Below are 14078 nucleotides of genomic sequence, written 5' to 3'. Positions count from 1 at the left end.
CTGGCGCTGTTGTGGCACATCAAAATACATCAAAACCAAGATTATGGAGACAACCATGAAGCTGCTGACACGCCGCAGTGCCCTGCGCCGCCTTTGCGCGGTCCCCGCCGTCGCCCTGGCCTCCGGTTTTCCGCTGATCGCCCGCGCGGCCGACTACACGCTCAAGTACGGCAACAACCTGCCGGTCACGCATCCGCTGAACATCCGCGCGCAAGAGGCCGCCGAACGCATCCTCAAGGAAAGCAACGGCCGAGTGGACATCAAGATCTTCCCGAACAACCAGCTGGGCGGGGACACCGACATGCTGGCCCAGGTGCGTTCGGGCGGCATCGACTTCTTCACGCCGTCCGCCCTGGTCATCGCGACGCTGGTGCCGGTGGCGGCGATCAACGCCGTGGGCTTCGCCTTCAAGGACTATGGCCAGGTCTGGAGCGCCATGGACGGCGCGCTCGGCGCCCACGTGCGCGCCGCCATCGCGCAGCGCCGCCTCTATGCCTTCGAGAAAATGTGGGACAACGGTTTTCGCCAGACCACCAGCAGCAAGGCGCCGGTCAAGTCCGCCGCCGACATGGACGGCCTGAAGATCCGCGTGCCGGTCAGTTCGTTGCCGATCTCGATGTTCAAGGGCCTGGGCGCCGCGCCCGCCAGCCTGCAGTTCAGCGAGGTCTATTCCTCGCTGCAGACCAAGGTGGTGGACGCGCAGGAAAACCCCCTGCCCATCATCCAGGTCGCCAAGCTGTACGAAGTGCAAAAGTACTGCTCGCTCACCAACCACATCTGGGACGGCTACTGGTTCATCGCCAACGGCCGCATGTGGGAAGGCCTGCCGCAGGACCTGAAGACTATCGTGGCGCGCGGCATCAACGAGGCCGGCCTGGCCCAGCGCGAGGACATCAAGAAGCTCAACGCCTCGGTGCAGTCCGACCTGGAGGGTAAGGGCCTGCTGTTCAACCAGCCGTCCGCCGACAGCTTCCGCGAGCAATTGCGCGCCGCCGGCTTCTACAAGGAATGGCAGGGCCGCTTCGGCAACGAGGCCTGGACCCTGCTGGAGCAGGCCGTCGGCAAGCTGGCCTGAGGACGCGCCATGTCCTCCCTGTCCGCTCCCCGCCCGGCGCCGCAGGCGCTGCCGGCCCACCCCTTGCGCCGCGCCGCCGGCGCGCTCGACGCGCTGCTGGGCGGCGTGGTCGAGCACGTGGCCGCGGCCATCGTGCTGGTCGAGATCGCGGTGCTGTTCGCGGGCGTGGTGGCGCGCTACGCCTTCCACAGCCCGTTGGTCTGGTCCGACGAGCTCGCCTCCATCCTGTTCCTGTGGCTGTCCATGCTGGGCGCGGTCGTCGCGCTGCGGCGCGGCGAGCACATGCGGATGACGGCGCTGGTCAACAACGTCAGCCCGGCCCGCCGCGCCCAGCTGGAAACGGCCGCGCTGGCCGCCTCGCTGGCCTTCCTGGCGCTGATCCTGGCGCCCGCCGTGGAATACGCGCATGAAGAACACTTCATCGTCACGCCCGCGCTGGAGCTGAGCAACGCCTGGCGCGCCGCCGCGATTCCGGTGGGCATGGGGCTGATGGCGGTGGTGGCGCTGCTGCGCCTCTTGCGCACGCAGACCGCGTCGCAAATGCTGATTGCGCTGGGCGCGGCCGCGGCGGTGGTCGCGCTGTTCTGGGTGGCGCAACCCTTGTTCGCTCCGCTGGGCAAGCTGAACCTGCTCATCTTCTTCGTCGGCATCGTCGCCGCCACCGTGTTCTCGGGCGTGCCGATCGCGTTCTCCTTTGCGCTGGCCACCTTCTCCTACCTGGCCCTGACCACCAACACGCCCATGCTGGTGATGGTCGGCCGGCTGGACGAGGGCATGTCGCACCTGATGCTGCTGGCCGTGCCGCTGTTCATCTTCCTGGGCTCGCTGATCGAGATGACCGGCATGGCGCGCGCCATGATCCAGTTCCTGGCCAGCCTGCTGGGCCACGTGCGCGGCGGGCTGTCCTACGTGCTGATCGGCGCCATGTACCTGGTGTCCGGCATATCGGGCTCGAAGATCGCCGACATGGCGGCCATCGCGCCCGTGCTGTTCCCGGAAATGCAGAAGCGCGGCGCCAAGCCCGGCGACCTGGTGGCCCTGCTGTCGGCCACCGGCGCGCAGACCGAGACCATTCCGCCGTCCATCGTGCTGATCACCATCGGCTCGGTGACGGGCGTGTCCATCGCCGCGCTCTTCACGGGCGGACTGCTGCCCGCCGTGGTGCTGGGCCTGGCGCTGTGCTCGGTGGTGTGGTGGCGCTACCGCAAGGAAGACCTGACCCTGGCGCAGCGCTTCAGCGCCCGCGAGATCGGCCGCTTCTTCGTCATCGCCCTGCCCGCCGTGGCCCTGCCCTTCGTCATCCGCGCCGCGGTGGTGGAAGGCGTGGCCACCGCCACTGAGGTCTCGACCATCGGCATCGTGTACTCGGCCCTGATCGGGCTGCTGATCTACCGCCGCTTCGACTGGGCGCGGTTGAAGCCCATGCTGATCGAGACCGCGTCGCTGTCGGGCGCCATCATGCTGATCGTGGGCTGCGCCACCTCCATGGCCTGGGCGCTGACGCAATCCGGCTTCTCGGGCGACCTGGCCCGGCTGATGGCTGGCATGCCCGGGGGCAGCTACGGCTTCCTGGCCGTGTCCATCGTCGCCTTCATCATCCTGGGCAGCGTGCTGGAAGGCATACCGGCCATCGTGCTGTTCGGCCCGCTGCTGTTTCCCGTCGCGGCGCAGGCCGGCGTGCACGAGGTGCACTACGCCATGGTGGTGATCTTCGCCATGGGCATAGGCCTGTTCGCGCCGCCCTTCGGCGTGGGCTACTACGGCGCCTGCGCCATCAGCCGCGTAGATCCCAACGAAGGCATACGGCCGATCTGGGGCTACATCGCGGCGCTACTGGTCGGCCTGGTCATCGTCGCCGCCTTCCCCTGGTTCTCCATCGGTTTCCTGTGAGGCCCGCGGCCCGGTCCGGGCCGCGACCTTCCGCCATCCCAACTCCATTCATCCGCAAAGAATCCATCATGAGTCGTTTCCTGGGCGAAATCCGCCAACTCGGTTATGTGGTGCACGACATCGAAGCCGCCATGGACTACTGGAGCAACACGCTGGGCGTGGGCCCCTGGTACTACAACCCGCGAGTGCCCATCGTCAACTACCAGTACGACGGCAAAAGCCACGAGCCGCACAACTCGGTGGCGCTGGCCAACTCCGGCTACGTGCAGGTCGAACTGATCCAGACCCGCAACGACGTGCCCTCGATGTACCGCGACTTCCTGCAAGCTGGCCGCACCGGCCTGCAGCACGTGGCCTACTGGACCCAGAACTACGACGCCGACCTGGAGCGCCTGCTGGCGCAGGGCTTCAAGCCCAAGATGAGCGGCGAGGTCGGCGAAAAGGGACGCTTCATCTACTTCGACACCGAATACCACCCCGGCACCGTGATCGAGCTGTCCGAGGTGGCCGGCCCCAAGGGCCGCCTGTTCGACCTGATCCGCGACAGCGCCGATGGCTGGGACGGCAAGGACCCCGTGCGCCCCTTCCCCGACCTGAACCGGATCTGACCCGCCCTTACCCGCCACCGCCGCAAACCGCCGCCATGAATTCCCAATCGTTTACCGCCACCTACCTGATCGAGACGCCGATGGACCCCGCCAAGGTCGCGGAGGTCATGGCCGGCGAGCAGTCCTGCGGCACCTTCACCCGGGTGCAGGGCGAGACCGACGAGCTGCGCGCCCGCGCGCGCGCCCGCATCGAGTCCATCGAAACCCTGGAGTCCGTAGCCACGCCCAGCCTGCCCAATGCCTGGCTGGCGCGCCAACCCGGCGGCATGCCCGGACGCTACCAGCGCGCCCGCGTACGCATCGCCTTTCCCGTCGCCAACGTCGGCGCCAACCTACCCACGCTGGCGGCCACGGTGGGCGGCAACCTGTACGACCTGGGCGAGGCCACCGGCCTGCGCCTGGAAAGCCTGGAGCTGCCGGCCAACTACCGCGCCCAGTTCGACATGCCGCGCGCCGGCATCGCCGGCACCCGCCAGCTGACGGGCGTGGAGCGCGGTCCGCTGGTGGGCACCATCATCAAGCCCAATGTCGGCCTGTCGCCCGAACAGACCGCGCACCTGGCGGCCCAGCTGTGCGCCGCGGGCGTCGACTTCATCAAGGACGACGAGGTCTGCGCCAACCCCGCGCACGCGCCGCTGGCGCAACGCGTCGCCGCCGTCATGGCCGTGGTGCGCGCGCACCGCGAGCGCACCGGCCGCCAGGTCATGGTGGCGTTCAACATCAGCGACGAAACCGACGCCATGCGCCGCCATGCCGACCTGATCGAGCGCGAGGGCGGCTCCTGCGTCATGGCCAGCCTGAATCATTGCGGCTACTCGGCCATCCAGACCCTGCGCCGCAGCACGCCGCTGGCGCTGCACGGCCACCGCAACGGCTATGGCGCGCTGTCGCGCCACCCCTTGCTGGGGGTGGGCTTCCAGGCCTATCAGACGCTGTGGCGCCTGGCCGGCGTGGACCATATGCATGTGCATGGCCTGCAGGGCAAGTTCGCGCAGGAGGACGCCGAGGTGGTGGAATCCGCGCGCGACTGCCTGGCGTCGCTGACGCCGGGCATCGACGACCCCGTCATGCCCGCCTTCTCGTCCGGCCAATGGGCCGGCACCGTGCCCGCCACCTGGGCGGCCGTGCGCAGCGACGACCTGCTGTTCATGTCGGGCGGCGGCATCCTCGCCCATCCGGACGGCCCCGCCGCGGGCGTGCTCAGCATCCGCCAAGCCTGGCAGGCCGTGCGCGAGGAGCAGCGCCTGGAGGACTACGCGCGCAACGCGCCCGAATTGCGGCGTGCCATCGAGTTCTTCGGCAGCCGCGCATGAATGCAGCAGCGCACGAGGCGACGCGGCCACGGCTGGGCTGGTACGGCGACGACTTCACCGGCGCCACCGACACGCTGGCGGAAACCGCCCGCGCCGGCTTGCGCAGCCTGCTGTTCCTGGGCGTGCCCACGCCGCGGCAACTGCTGCGGGCGGGCCCGCTGGACGCGATCGGCATCGCCGGCGCCGCGCGCGGCATGGCGCCCGAAGCAATGGCGGCCGAACTGCGCGTCGTCGGCCGCTACATGGCGGGCGCCGGCGTCCGCGTACTGCACTACAAATGCTGTTCCACCTTCGACAGCGCGCCGCACGTGGGCAGCATCGGCGCCGCCATCCGCGAATTGCGCCGCCACATGCCCAATCCGCTGGTGCCCATCGTCGGCGGCCAGCCCAGCATCGGCCGCTATTGCAGCTTCGCCCAGCTGTTCGCGCGCGCGGGCGCGGCGCCGGAGATCCATCGCATCGACCGCCACCCGGTCATGAGCGCGCATCCGGTCACGCCCATGCATGAAGCCGACCTGCGGCTGCACCTGGCGGCGCAGGGCTTGCCGGACATCCTGTCCGTGCCGCACACCGCCTACCCGCGCCTGCGACAGGCGGCGGACGCGCCGCTGCTCAACGATTGGATAGACCGGCTGATCGACAACGCCGACGGGCCGCTGCTGCTGGATCTGGTCGACGACGAACAACTCCCCATCATCGGCCGCCTCCTCTGGCGCGCCGCCTCCTGCCTGCCCCTGCTGGCGGTCGGCCCCAGCAGCGTGCAGCAGGCGCTGGCCCGCGCCGCACCGGCTGCGGTCACGGCTGCAGTCACAACCGCGGAAATGTCTGCGGCCACGGCCGCAGGTACGGCAGCGGATACGGGCGCGGGCGCAAGCGCCACCCAGTCTCTGCCAGCAGCCAACGGTCCGGTGCTGGTGGTGGCCGGCAGCCTGTCTCCCGTCACCGCCCGGCAGATCGCCGCTTGCAGGCAATACCAGCGCCAGCCCTTGCAGGTCGAGCGCCTGCTGCGGGACCCTGGCTATGCCGCGGCGCAGGTCCGACAGGCCGCCGCGGCCCTGGCGCGAGGGATCAATGTGCTGGCGCACACCGACCGCCCCACCCGGGCGCTGGATGCCCATCAAACCGCCGCGACCGCCCGCGCCACCGGCCAGCTGGTGGCGGACATCGTGCGCGCAAGCTCACAAGCTGGCGCGCGCCTGTCGCGCATCGGCATCGCGGGCGGCGACACCTCCAGCCAGGCCACGCTCGCGCTCGGCATCTGGGGCCTGGCGTTCCGCTGCGTGCTGGCGCCCGGCGTGACCGTCAGCCTGACGCGCAGCGACGATCCGGCGACCGACGGCGTCGAGCTGATGCTCAAGGGCGGCCAGATGGGCGGCGATCTGCTGTTCGACGAGCTGGCGCTGGGCCGGGCCTGAGCGGCCGCGCGCCGCCGGGTTATGCTGCGCCCACGCGCCCCGCTGGCGGGCGCCGCCCAAGCAGGAGACCCTTCCCATGAACTGGCCGCTACGCACGCCCGCAGCCGCTGCGATCATGCTGTGCGCGTCCGCGGCCGTCTCGGCCGCCGCCCCCGCCAACCGGGCCGAGTGGACCCACGACGCCGTGCTCAAGCTGCAACGCCAGCTCACCATGCCCAAGGAGGCGCAGGACCTGGAAGGCTCCCTCGCCTTGCGCCTGCGCCTGACTGTCCTGCGCAACGGCAAGATAGACGCGGTGGACCTGGCCAGTTCCTCGGGCTACGTGGCCGTCGACAAGGCCGCCGCCAACATGGTGCGCCGGGCCAGCCCGCTGGCCGCGTTCACCAGCGACATGCAGTCCGACAAGGAAATCCTGATGCTGCCGGTGCGGTTCCAGATGGAGGACTCTCCCCCCAGCGACGCGCAGCGCCGCTACGCCAATCCGGCGCGCGGCTTCGGCGTGACGCTGCCCGCGCCCTACCGCATCGCGGGCAGCGGCAAGTCCGAGGAATTCGACGTGCTGGTGCGGATCGCGAGCGCCGCCCGCAGCCCGGCGGCCGCGGGCCCGGCCGGCTATCTCTGCGGCATCGGCTTCAACACCCCGCGCAAGACGCTGAAGAGCCATCCCGGCGCCGAAGCCCCGCTCTCGGCCGCCGCCCGGCTCGAGGCCGCCGAGACCATCCTTGCCGCGCAAGGCCTGGCGCCGGAACAGCGCGGCGATTTCAAACTGCAAGGCGCCACGGGCGTCGACTATGTCGCGCCCGCGGGCCACGCCAAGGACGGCACTCCCCTGCTGGAATACACCGCGCTGCTGGACACCCCCACCTTGCGCGTCGCCATGAGCTGCACGACGACGAGCGACGACATGCCCATGGCCCTGAGCGGTTTCCGCAAGATCCGCGACGGCATCAGCCTGGGCAGGAAGTAGCGCGGCCACCGCCCCTCTAGTCCAGCATTTCGAAATACGGCGCCATGCGCTCGCGCGACCTCAGGATGTGGTCGCGCATGGTGTCCTGCGCGCCTGCGGCGTCGCGCGCGTTCAGCGCCTGCACGATGCGCGCGTGCTCGGTCACGGCTTCTTCCGTGACCCGGGAGTGAAAGCGCAGCCGGAACAGATGGGTATGGGCGTATAGCCGGGCCAGCGCTTCGGCCAGCAACTCATTGCCGCTCTGTTCCGCTATCCAGGAGTGGAACTGCGCATCCAGCACGGCGAACTTGCCATAGGCCACGCGCGCGTCGTCGGCGCTCGGGGCGCTCATGGCGGCAGATAGCGCGGCCAGCTCCTGCAGCGATGCGTCCGTCATCCGTTGCGCGGCCAGCCCAGCCCCGAATGGCTCCAGTTGCAAGCGCAGTTCATACATCTGCTCGAAGCGTCTGCGCGTAGGCATGGGCGCCGCGCTATAGCCCACGTGATGCGTCTTCACCACCAGGCCTTCGGTTTCAAGCCGGATCAGCGCGGCGCGTATCGGCGTTTGCGACACGCCCAACTCGCGCACCAGCGCATCGACCGCGATGCGCATGCCGGGCGCGATCTTCAAAGATATGAGCTGCGACAGCAGCGTTTCATAGACCTCGTCGCCCAAGGACCGCACGCGCTCGCCCAAACGCTGGCCATTCGCCGGCGCGGCCAAGGGTGCGGCTGCGGAACCGCGAGAGAGAGTCGTCATGGTTGTTTCACCCCGGTTTGCCAACAAAGTGTTGACGTCCAATTTGTTACGAGGTTAGCATAAATCAGATCGTATTTCAGATCCGATCGGATTTAACAACTCAAAGACACTATGACGACAACGATAAAAATGGGGGAGGCAAGGCAAGTCTGCCTGCGCGCGCTGGAACTGGCCGGGACCCCGGCGGACCACGCCGCGACGCAGACGGACCTGCTGCTCGAAGCCGAATTGCGCGGCCGCGCATCCCACGGCCTGCTGCGCCTGCCGCGCATCATCGAGCGCATCCGCAACGGCGTGGCCGATCCGAAAACCCGCGGCGCCGCGGTCTGGCGCTCTCCAGCCTTCCTGGACATGGACGGCGAACGCGGACTGGGTCCGGTCATCGCGCTGGCCGCCCTGGCGCAGATCCGCGAACGCGCCCGCGAAACCGGAATCGCCGTCGCGGCGGTCAGCAACAACAACCACATCGGCATGCTGGCGCTCTACGCGGAACAGGCGGCGCGCGAAGGCCAGATCCTGTTGGCCCTGTCGACCAGCGAGGCCCTGGTCCACCCCTGGGGCGGCCGCCATGCCTTGATCGGCACCAACCCGATCGCCATCGGCGTGCCCACCGAGGACGAGCCCTTCGTGCTGGACATGGCCACCAGCCAGGTCGCCATGGGCAAGATCCACGACTACGCCAACCATGGCCGGCCGCTCGAGCCTGGATGGGCGCTGGACGCCGCCGGCGACCCCACGACGGACGCCGAAGCGGCCAAGACAGGCGCGCTGGCGCCCTTCGGCGAGGCCAAAGGCTACGCGCTGGGCCTGGCATTCGAGGTGCTGGTCGCCAGCCTGACGGCCTCGGCGCTCGGCGCCGAAGTCAAGGGCACGCTGGATTCCAGCGCAGCCTGCAACAAGGGCGATGTCTTCATCGCCATCGAGGCCGGGTCAGGCGCGATTGCCAGCCGCATTACCCGCTACCTGGACGACATCCGCGCCTGCCCCGCCCTGCTGCCCGGACGGCCCGTGGCGGTGCCGGGCGACCGGGCCCGCGCCGAACGCCGCCAGCGCCTGGATACCGGCATCGAGCTGGCCGACGAGGTCTGGCGCCGCATCCGCGACCTGGCGCAATGCGCCGCCTGAATTCCCCAAAGACTCCCCTTCAAGGATCCGCAATGAATGAATTGTTTGGAATCATGCGCGCCCCGCGCGCCGTGCTATTCGGCAACGGCCAGCGCCTTGCGCTGGGCCGCGTCGCGGCGGCCCTGGGTCAACGCGCGCTGATCTGCACCGACGAGCGCTTCGCCGCCACGGCGGAAATGTCCGAGCTGCTTGCCGCCCTGGAAGGCGCCGGCGTGCGCGTCCAGGTGTACGACCGCACCCAGCCCGACCTGCCCGTCGAGGGCGTCTACGAATGCGTGGCGGCGCACCGCGCCTTCCAGCCCGAGGTGATCGTCGGGCTGGGCGGCGGCAGCTGCCTGGACATGGCCAAGCTCGTCAGCCTGTTGTTGACGCATGGCGGGCAGGCCTCTGACTACTACGGCGAATACAAGGTGCCGGGGTCCGTCATCCCGGTGATCGCAATGCCCACCACGTCCGGCACGGGCTCCGAGGTCACGCCCGTGGCCGTGCTGGCCGACAGCGCCCGCGACCTGAAGGTCGGCGTCTCCAGCCCGCACCTGATCCCCCACACCGCGATCTGCGATCCCGAACTGACGCTGACCTGCCCCAGGGGACTCACGGCCATCGCCGGCGCCGACGCGTTGACCCACGCCATCGAAGCGCTGACCGCGGTCCGGCGCAGCCCGGATGCCGACATCGCGCAGACCCGCGTATTCGTCGGCAAGAACGCCTTCAGCGATCAGCAGGCGCTGATTGCGATCCGCGCGCTCGCGTCCTATCTGCCGCGCGCCGTCGAGGACGGTTCCGACTTGCACGCCAGAGGCCAGGTCATGGCCGCGGCGCTGGCCGCCGGCCTGGCCTTCGGCGTGGCGGGCACCGCCGCGGCGCACGCCATCCAGTACCCGATCGGCGCGCTAACGCACACGGCGCACGGCGCGGGCGTGGCCACGCTGATGCCCTATGTCATGGACTTCAATGCCTCGTCCTGCGGCGCCGACTACGCGGCCATCTCGGCGGCGATGGGAGACCCGGACACGGATCCCGCGCGCCTGGCCGCCAACGCGCCGCGCCATGTGCATGAACTGTTCTCGCGCATCGGCATCCCCGCGACCTTGGCGGGACTGGGCGTGCGCGCCGACCAGCTCGGCTGGATCGCCGAGCAATCCATGCTGGCCGCGCGCCTGGTCACGAACAATCCCCGTCCGCTGGACCAGGCCGGCATCGCCGCCATCGTGGCTGCCGCCCACGCGGGCCACGGCTCGTTTCTCCCGTCCTGACAACCCGACTTCATCCCTTCACATCCGGAGCTGACACATGACCATCGAGGCCAGCAAGCTGTCCACTGACCTGTACATCGACGGCGCCTGGCGCGCCTCCACCTCGGGCCGCCGCATCGACGTGTACGACCCGTCCACCGAGCAGGTGATCGCCAGCGTGGCGGACGCGACGCTCGAAGACGCCGCCGCGGCGGTGGATGCCGCGGCCCGCGCCGCCGCCGGCTGGGCCGCCACGCCCGCCCGCCAGCGCGGCGAAATCCTGCGCAAGTGCTACGAACTGATGATGCGCGACGCCGACAGCCTGGCGCGCCTGATTTCCCAGGAAAACGGCAAGGCGCTGGCGGACGCGCGCGGCGAGGTCGCCTACGCCGCCGAATTCTTCCGCTGGTTTTCCGAAGAAGCTGTGCGCATCAATGGCGACATCAGCGTTTCTCCCGGCGGCGCCAGCCGCATCATCGTGCAGTACCAGCCCATAGGCATCGCGCTGCTGGTCACACCATGGAATTTCCCCGCCGCCATGGCCACCCGCAAGATCGCGCCCGCCCTGGCCGCCGGCTGCACCTGCATCCTCAAACCGGCCACCGAGACGCCCTTGACCGCCTACGCCGTCATGCGCCTGCTGGAAGAAGCCGGCGTGCCTGCGGGCGTGGTCAACGTACTGACGACCTCGTCGGCGGGCAAGTTCGCCAACGCGGTGCTGGACGACCCGCGCGTGCGCAAGCTCTCCTTCACGGGTTCGACGGAAGTGGGCCGCGTGCTGCTGCGCAAGGCGGCGGATTCCGTCATCAGCTGCTCCATGGAGCTGGGCGGCAACGCGCCGTTCCTGGTCTTCGACGACGCGGACATCGACGCTGCCGTGGAAGGCGCCATGATCGCCAAGATGCGCAATGGCGGCGAAGCCTGCACGGCGGCCAATCGCTTCTACGTGCAGCGCGGCGCGGTCGAGGAATTCAGTTCCAGGTTCGCGGCGCGCATGGCCGCGCTGAAGACCGGCGACGGCGTCGATCCCGGCACGCAATGCGGCCCCCTGGTCAATGCGGGCGCGGTGGACAAGGTGGCATCGCTGGTGGCCGACGCCGTCGCCAAGGGCGCGCGGATCAAGGCCGGCGGCAAGCGGCTCGACCGCGCCGGCCACTTCTATGAGCCCACCGTGCTGGTGGACGTGCCCGCCAACGCCGATCTGCTTGCCGAAGAAATCTTCGGCCCCGTGGCCCCCATCGTGGCCTTCGATACCGAGGACGAAGCCGTGACCTTGGCCAACGCCACCGAATACGGGCTGGTGGCATACGTCTACACGCGCGACCTGGCGCGCGGCCTGCGCGTGTCCGAACGCATAGAGAGCGGCATGATCGCCCTGAACCGCGGCCTGGTATCGGATCCCGCGGCGCCCTTCGGCGGCGTCAAGCAAAGCGGTCTGGGCCGGGAAGGCGCGCACCACGGGCTGCTGGAATTCATGGAAGCCAAGTACATCTCGACGACCTGGTAAGCCCTGGCGGCCGCGTCCGGAACGCGGCCGTCCTCCGATTTCGAAACCCTCACGAGGAGACAGCCAGACATGGCTAAGTATGAAATTGCGACCATCGATGGCGATGGCATTGGTCCGGAGGTCTGCCAATCGGCGATCACCGTGTTGAAGGAAGCCTGCGGCGCCGGCCTGCTTTCATTCACCAGCCACGAAGGCGGCGCCGACCACTACGTCAGGTCGGGCCACGTCCTGCCCGACGACACCTATGCCGCCTGCAAGGCGGCCGACGCCATCCTGCACGGCGCGGCGGGCATGCCGGGCGTGACCTACCCCGACGGGACCGAGGTCGGCAACGACCTGCATCTGCGCCTTCGCTTCCGGCTCGACCTGTACGCCAATGTGCGCCCGATCCGCCTCTACCAAGGCGTCGACTCGCCGCTCAAGCATTTCAAGCCGGGGCAGATCGACTACGTCATCGTGCGCGAGAACACGGAAGGCCTTTATGCCAGCCGCGGCGGCGGGATCGTGTTGCGCGATGAAGTCGCCACCGACACCATCGTCGTCACCCGCAAGGGCATCGAACGCGTCGCCCGCTTTTCCTTTGAACTGGCGCGCCAGCGCAAGGGCGCGCCGCGCGACGGCAAGCGCCGCGTCACGGTCTGCGACAAGGCCAACATCCTGCGCACCTATGCCTTTTTCCGCGCGGTCTGCGACGACGTCGCCGCGGGCTACCCCGACGTCGAAATCGATTACGCCTATGCCGACGCCATCACCGTGCACATGCTCAAGCGGCCGGACTTCTATGACGTGATCGTGGCCGAAAACATGTTCGGCGACATCATTTCCGATCTGGGAGCCGCCACCATCGGCGGCATGGGCTTGTCGGCGTCCGCCGAACTGGGCGACACCCACGGGCTGTTCCAGGGTGCCCATGGCTCCGCGCCCGACATCGCCGGCCAGAACGCCGCCAGCCCGCTGGCCACCATTCTTTCGGGCGCGCTCATGTTGCGTTGGCTGGGCGACAAGCACGCCGATGCCGCGCTGACCGAGTCCGCGCAACGCATCGAGCTCGCGGTCGAACAGGTGCTGGCCAAGGGAGACCACGTGCCGCGCGACCTGGGCGGCTCCGCAAGCTGCACCGACATGACCCAGGCCGTCTGCCGCGCGCTGTCGCGCTGACGGCGACACCCATTCCCACACAAAAACCAAAGACGAGGAGACACCCCATGCTACGCATCACCCCCATCCTGTGCGCCGCCCTGGCCGCAGCCGCCATCGCGGCTCCCGCCGCCGCCCAGGACTATCCCAGCCGGGCCATCACGGTCATCGTGCCCTTCGCGCCCGGCGGCACCAGCGACACGCTGGGCCGCCTGGTGGCCACCTCATTGTCCAAGCAACTGGGCCAGACGGTGGTCGTCGAAAACTCCGGCGGGGCCGGCGGCCTGATCGGCATGCAGAAACTGCAGAAGAGCGCGCCGGACGGCTACACCCTGGCGTTCAACAACATGTCGCTGGCGATCCTGCCGCACCTGCACCCCAAGGCCAACTACGATCCGCAAAAGGAACTGGCGCCCATCGGTATCGTCGCGACCGTGCCCATGGTGCTGTCGGTCAGCAACAAGAGCGGCATCCAGGACCTGCCCGCCATGCTCAAGCGCATCCGCGACGTGAACGCCGTCAAGCTCAACCTGGGGTCCAGCGGCCCGGGCAGCACCGCGCACCTGGCCGAGGCCATGTTCCTGCACTTCGCCAACGCGCGCGGCGAGCTCATCCCCTACCGCGGCACGGGTCCGGCGCTGACCGACCTGATGAGCGGCATGATCGACGGCGTCATCGACCAGACCGTGACCATGCTGCCCCTGCATCAGGACAAGCGCGTCAAGGCCATTGCCGTAACCGGTTCCGCTCGCCTGGCGCAAAGTCCGGACATCCCCACCTTCGCCGAAGGCGGGCTGCCTGAATTCGATCTGGCCATCTGGAACGGCCTGGTGGCGCCCGCCGGCACGCCGCAGCCAGTCGTCGACAAGCTGGCCGCCGCCCTGTCCCAAGCCATAGACACGCCCGAGTTCAAGACTCGCCTGGAGCAACTGGCGGCACAGGCCCCCACCGCGCAGGAACGCGGCCCCGTCGCGTTCTCCGGCCTGCTCAAGCGTGACTCGCAGCGCGTGTCCTCGCTGGTCAAGAGCGCGAACCTGCTGGGCGCCAACTGAGCGCCGCGGGCGGCC

The 14078-nt window shown here is 69.1% G+C and carries 12 protein-coding genes; 11 read left to right on the top strand and 1 reads right to left on the bottom strand.

The window, feature by feature from the left end; all coding sequences use genetic code 11:
* Positions 1 to 55 precede the first annotated feature (55 nt).
* The 6 genes from HWY37_RS08305 (at position 56) to HWY37_RS08280 (ending at position 7268) form a co-directional block, all read left to right on the top strand.
* On the top strand, positions 56 to 1075 hold the full coding sequence (locus HWY37_RS08305) for a TRAP transporter substrate-binding protein (RefSeq protein WP_175205890.1): 1020 nt from the start codon (positions 56 to 58) through the stop codon (positions 1073 to 1075).
* A gap of 9 nt (positions 1076 to 1084) precedes the next feature.
* Complete coding sequence (locus HWY37_RS08300) at positions 1085 to 2965, top strand: TRAP transporter large permease (RefSeq protein ID WP_176088336.1); 1881 nt, start codon at positions 1085 to 1087, stop codon at positions 2963 to 2965.
* A 68-nt stretch (positions 2966 to 3033) separates the two neighbouring features.
* Positions 3034 to 3573 (top strand): VOC family protein, encoded by a 540-nt coding sequence (locus HWY37_RS08295; protein WP_176088335.1) that lies wholly within the window; start codon positions 3034 to 3036, stop codon positions 3571 to 3573.
* A gap of 35 nt (positions 3574 to 3608) precedes the next feature.
* Positions 3609 to 4886, top strand: a complete 1278-nt coding sequence (locus HWY37_RS08290) for a ribulose-bisphosphate carboxylase large subunit family protein (protein WP_176088334.1) — start codon at positions 3609 to 3611, stop codon at positions 4884 to 4886.
* Positions 4883 to 6301 carry a four-carbon acid sugar kinase family protein gene (locus tag HWY37_RS08285; RefSeq protein WP_176088333.1) on the top strand — a complete coding sequence of 473 codons (1419 nt, stop codon included), beginning with the start codon at positions 4883 to 4885 and terminating at the stop codon, positions 6299 to 6301. The genes HWY37_RS08290 and HWY37_RS08285 overlap by 4 nt, the downstream gene beginning before the upstream one ends.
* A 76-nt stretch (positions 6302 to 6377) precedes the next feature.
* Complete coding sequence (locus HWY37_RS08280; RefSeq protein ID WP_176088332.1) at positions 6378 to 7268, top strand: TonB family protein; 891 nt, start codon at positions 6378 to 6380, stop codon at positions 7266 to 7268.
* A 16-nt stretch (positions 7269 to 7284) separates the two neighbouring features.
* On the opposite strand, the gene HWY37_RS08275 is transcribed toward HWY37_RS08280, so the two are convergent.
* Positions 7285 to 8007: a GntR family transcriptional regulator gene (locus HWY37_RS08275; protein WP_176088331.1), complete on the bottom strand. Its 723-nt coding sequence runs from the start codon at positions 8005 to 8007 to the stop codon at positions 7285 to 7287.
* A 111-nt stretch (positions 8008 to 8118) separates the two neighbouring features.
* Here HWY37_RS08275 and HWY37_RS08270 point away from each other — a divergent pair, with 111 nt between their 5' ends.
* The 5 genes from HWY37_RS08270 to HWY37_RS08250 all read left to right on the top strand — a co-directional run bounded on the left by HWY37_RS08270 (position 8119) and on the right by HWY37_RS08250 (position 14063).
* Positions 8119 to 9132: an Ldh family oxidoreductase gene (locus HWY37_RS08270; protein ID WP_246302226.1), complete on the top strand. Its 1014-nt coding sequence runs from the start codon at positions 8119 to 8121 to the stop codon at positions 9130 to 9132.
* A 32-nt stretch (positions 9133 to 9164) separates the two neighbouring features.
* The gene (locus HWY37_RS08265; RefSeq protein ID WP_176088330.1) at positions 9165 to 10388 is read left to right on the top strand and encodes an iron-containing alcohol dehydrogenase; all 1224 of its coding nucleotides are present in this window, start codon (positions 9165 to 9167) and stop codon (positions 10386 to 10388) included.
* A 37-nt stretch (positions 10389 to 10425) separates the two neighbouring features.
* Complete coding sequence (locus HWY37_RS08260; protein ID WP_176088329.1) at positions 10426 to 11874, top strand: NAD-dependent succinate-semialdehyde dehydrogenase; 1449 nt, start codon at positions 10426 to 10428, stop codon at positions 11872 to 11874.
* A 69-nt stretch (positions 11875 to 11943) separates the two neighbouring features.
* Positions 11944 to 13032, top strand: coding sequence for an isocitrate/isopropylmalate dehydrogenase family protein (locus tag HWY37_RS08255; RefSeq protein WP_175205880.1), 1089 nt, complete (start codon positions 11944 to 11946; stop codon positions 13030 to 13032).
* Positions 13033 to 13079: 47 nt separating this feature from the next.
* Positions 13080 to 14063, top strand: a complete 984-nt coding sequence (locus tag HWY37_RS08250) for a Bug family tripartite tricarboxylate transporter substrate binding protein (protein ID WP_175205879.1) — start codon at positions 13080 to 13082, stop codon at positions 14061 to 14063.
* Positions 14064 to 14078: the final 15 nt, after the last annotated feature.

This window comes from Achromobacter anxifer (genome assembly GCF_903652925.1).
Classification (GTDB): Bacteria; Pseudomonadota; Gammaproteobacteria; order Burkholderiales; family Burkholderiaceae_B; genus Achromobacter; species Achromobacter anxifer.
The sequence above is the reverse complement of the archived record's forward strand: the minus strand, read 5'-3'. Positions and strand labels throughout refer to the sequence as shown.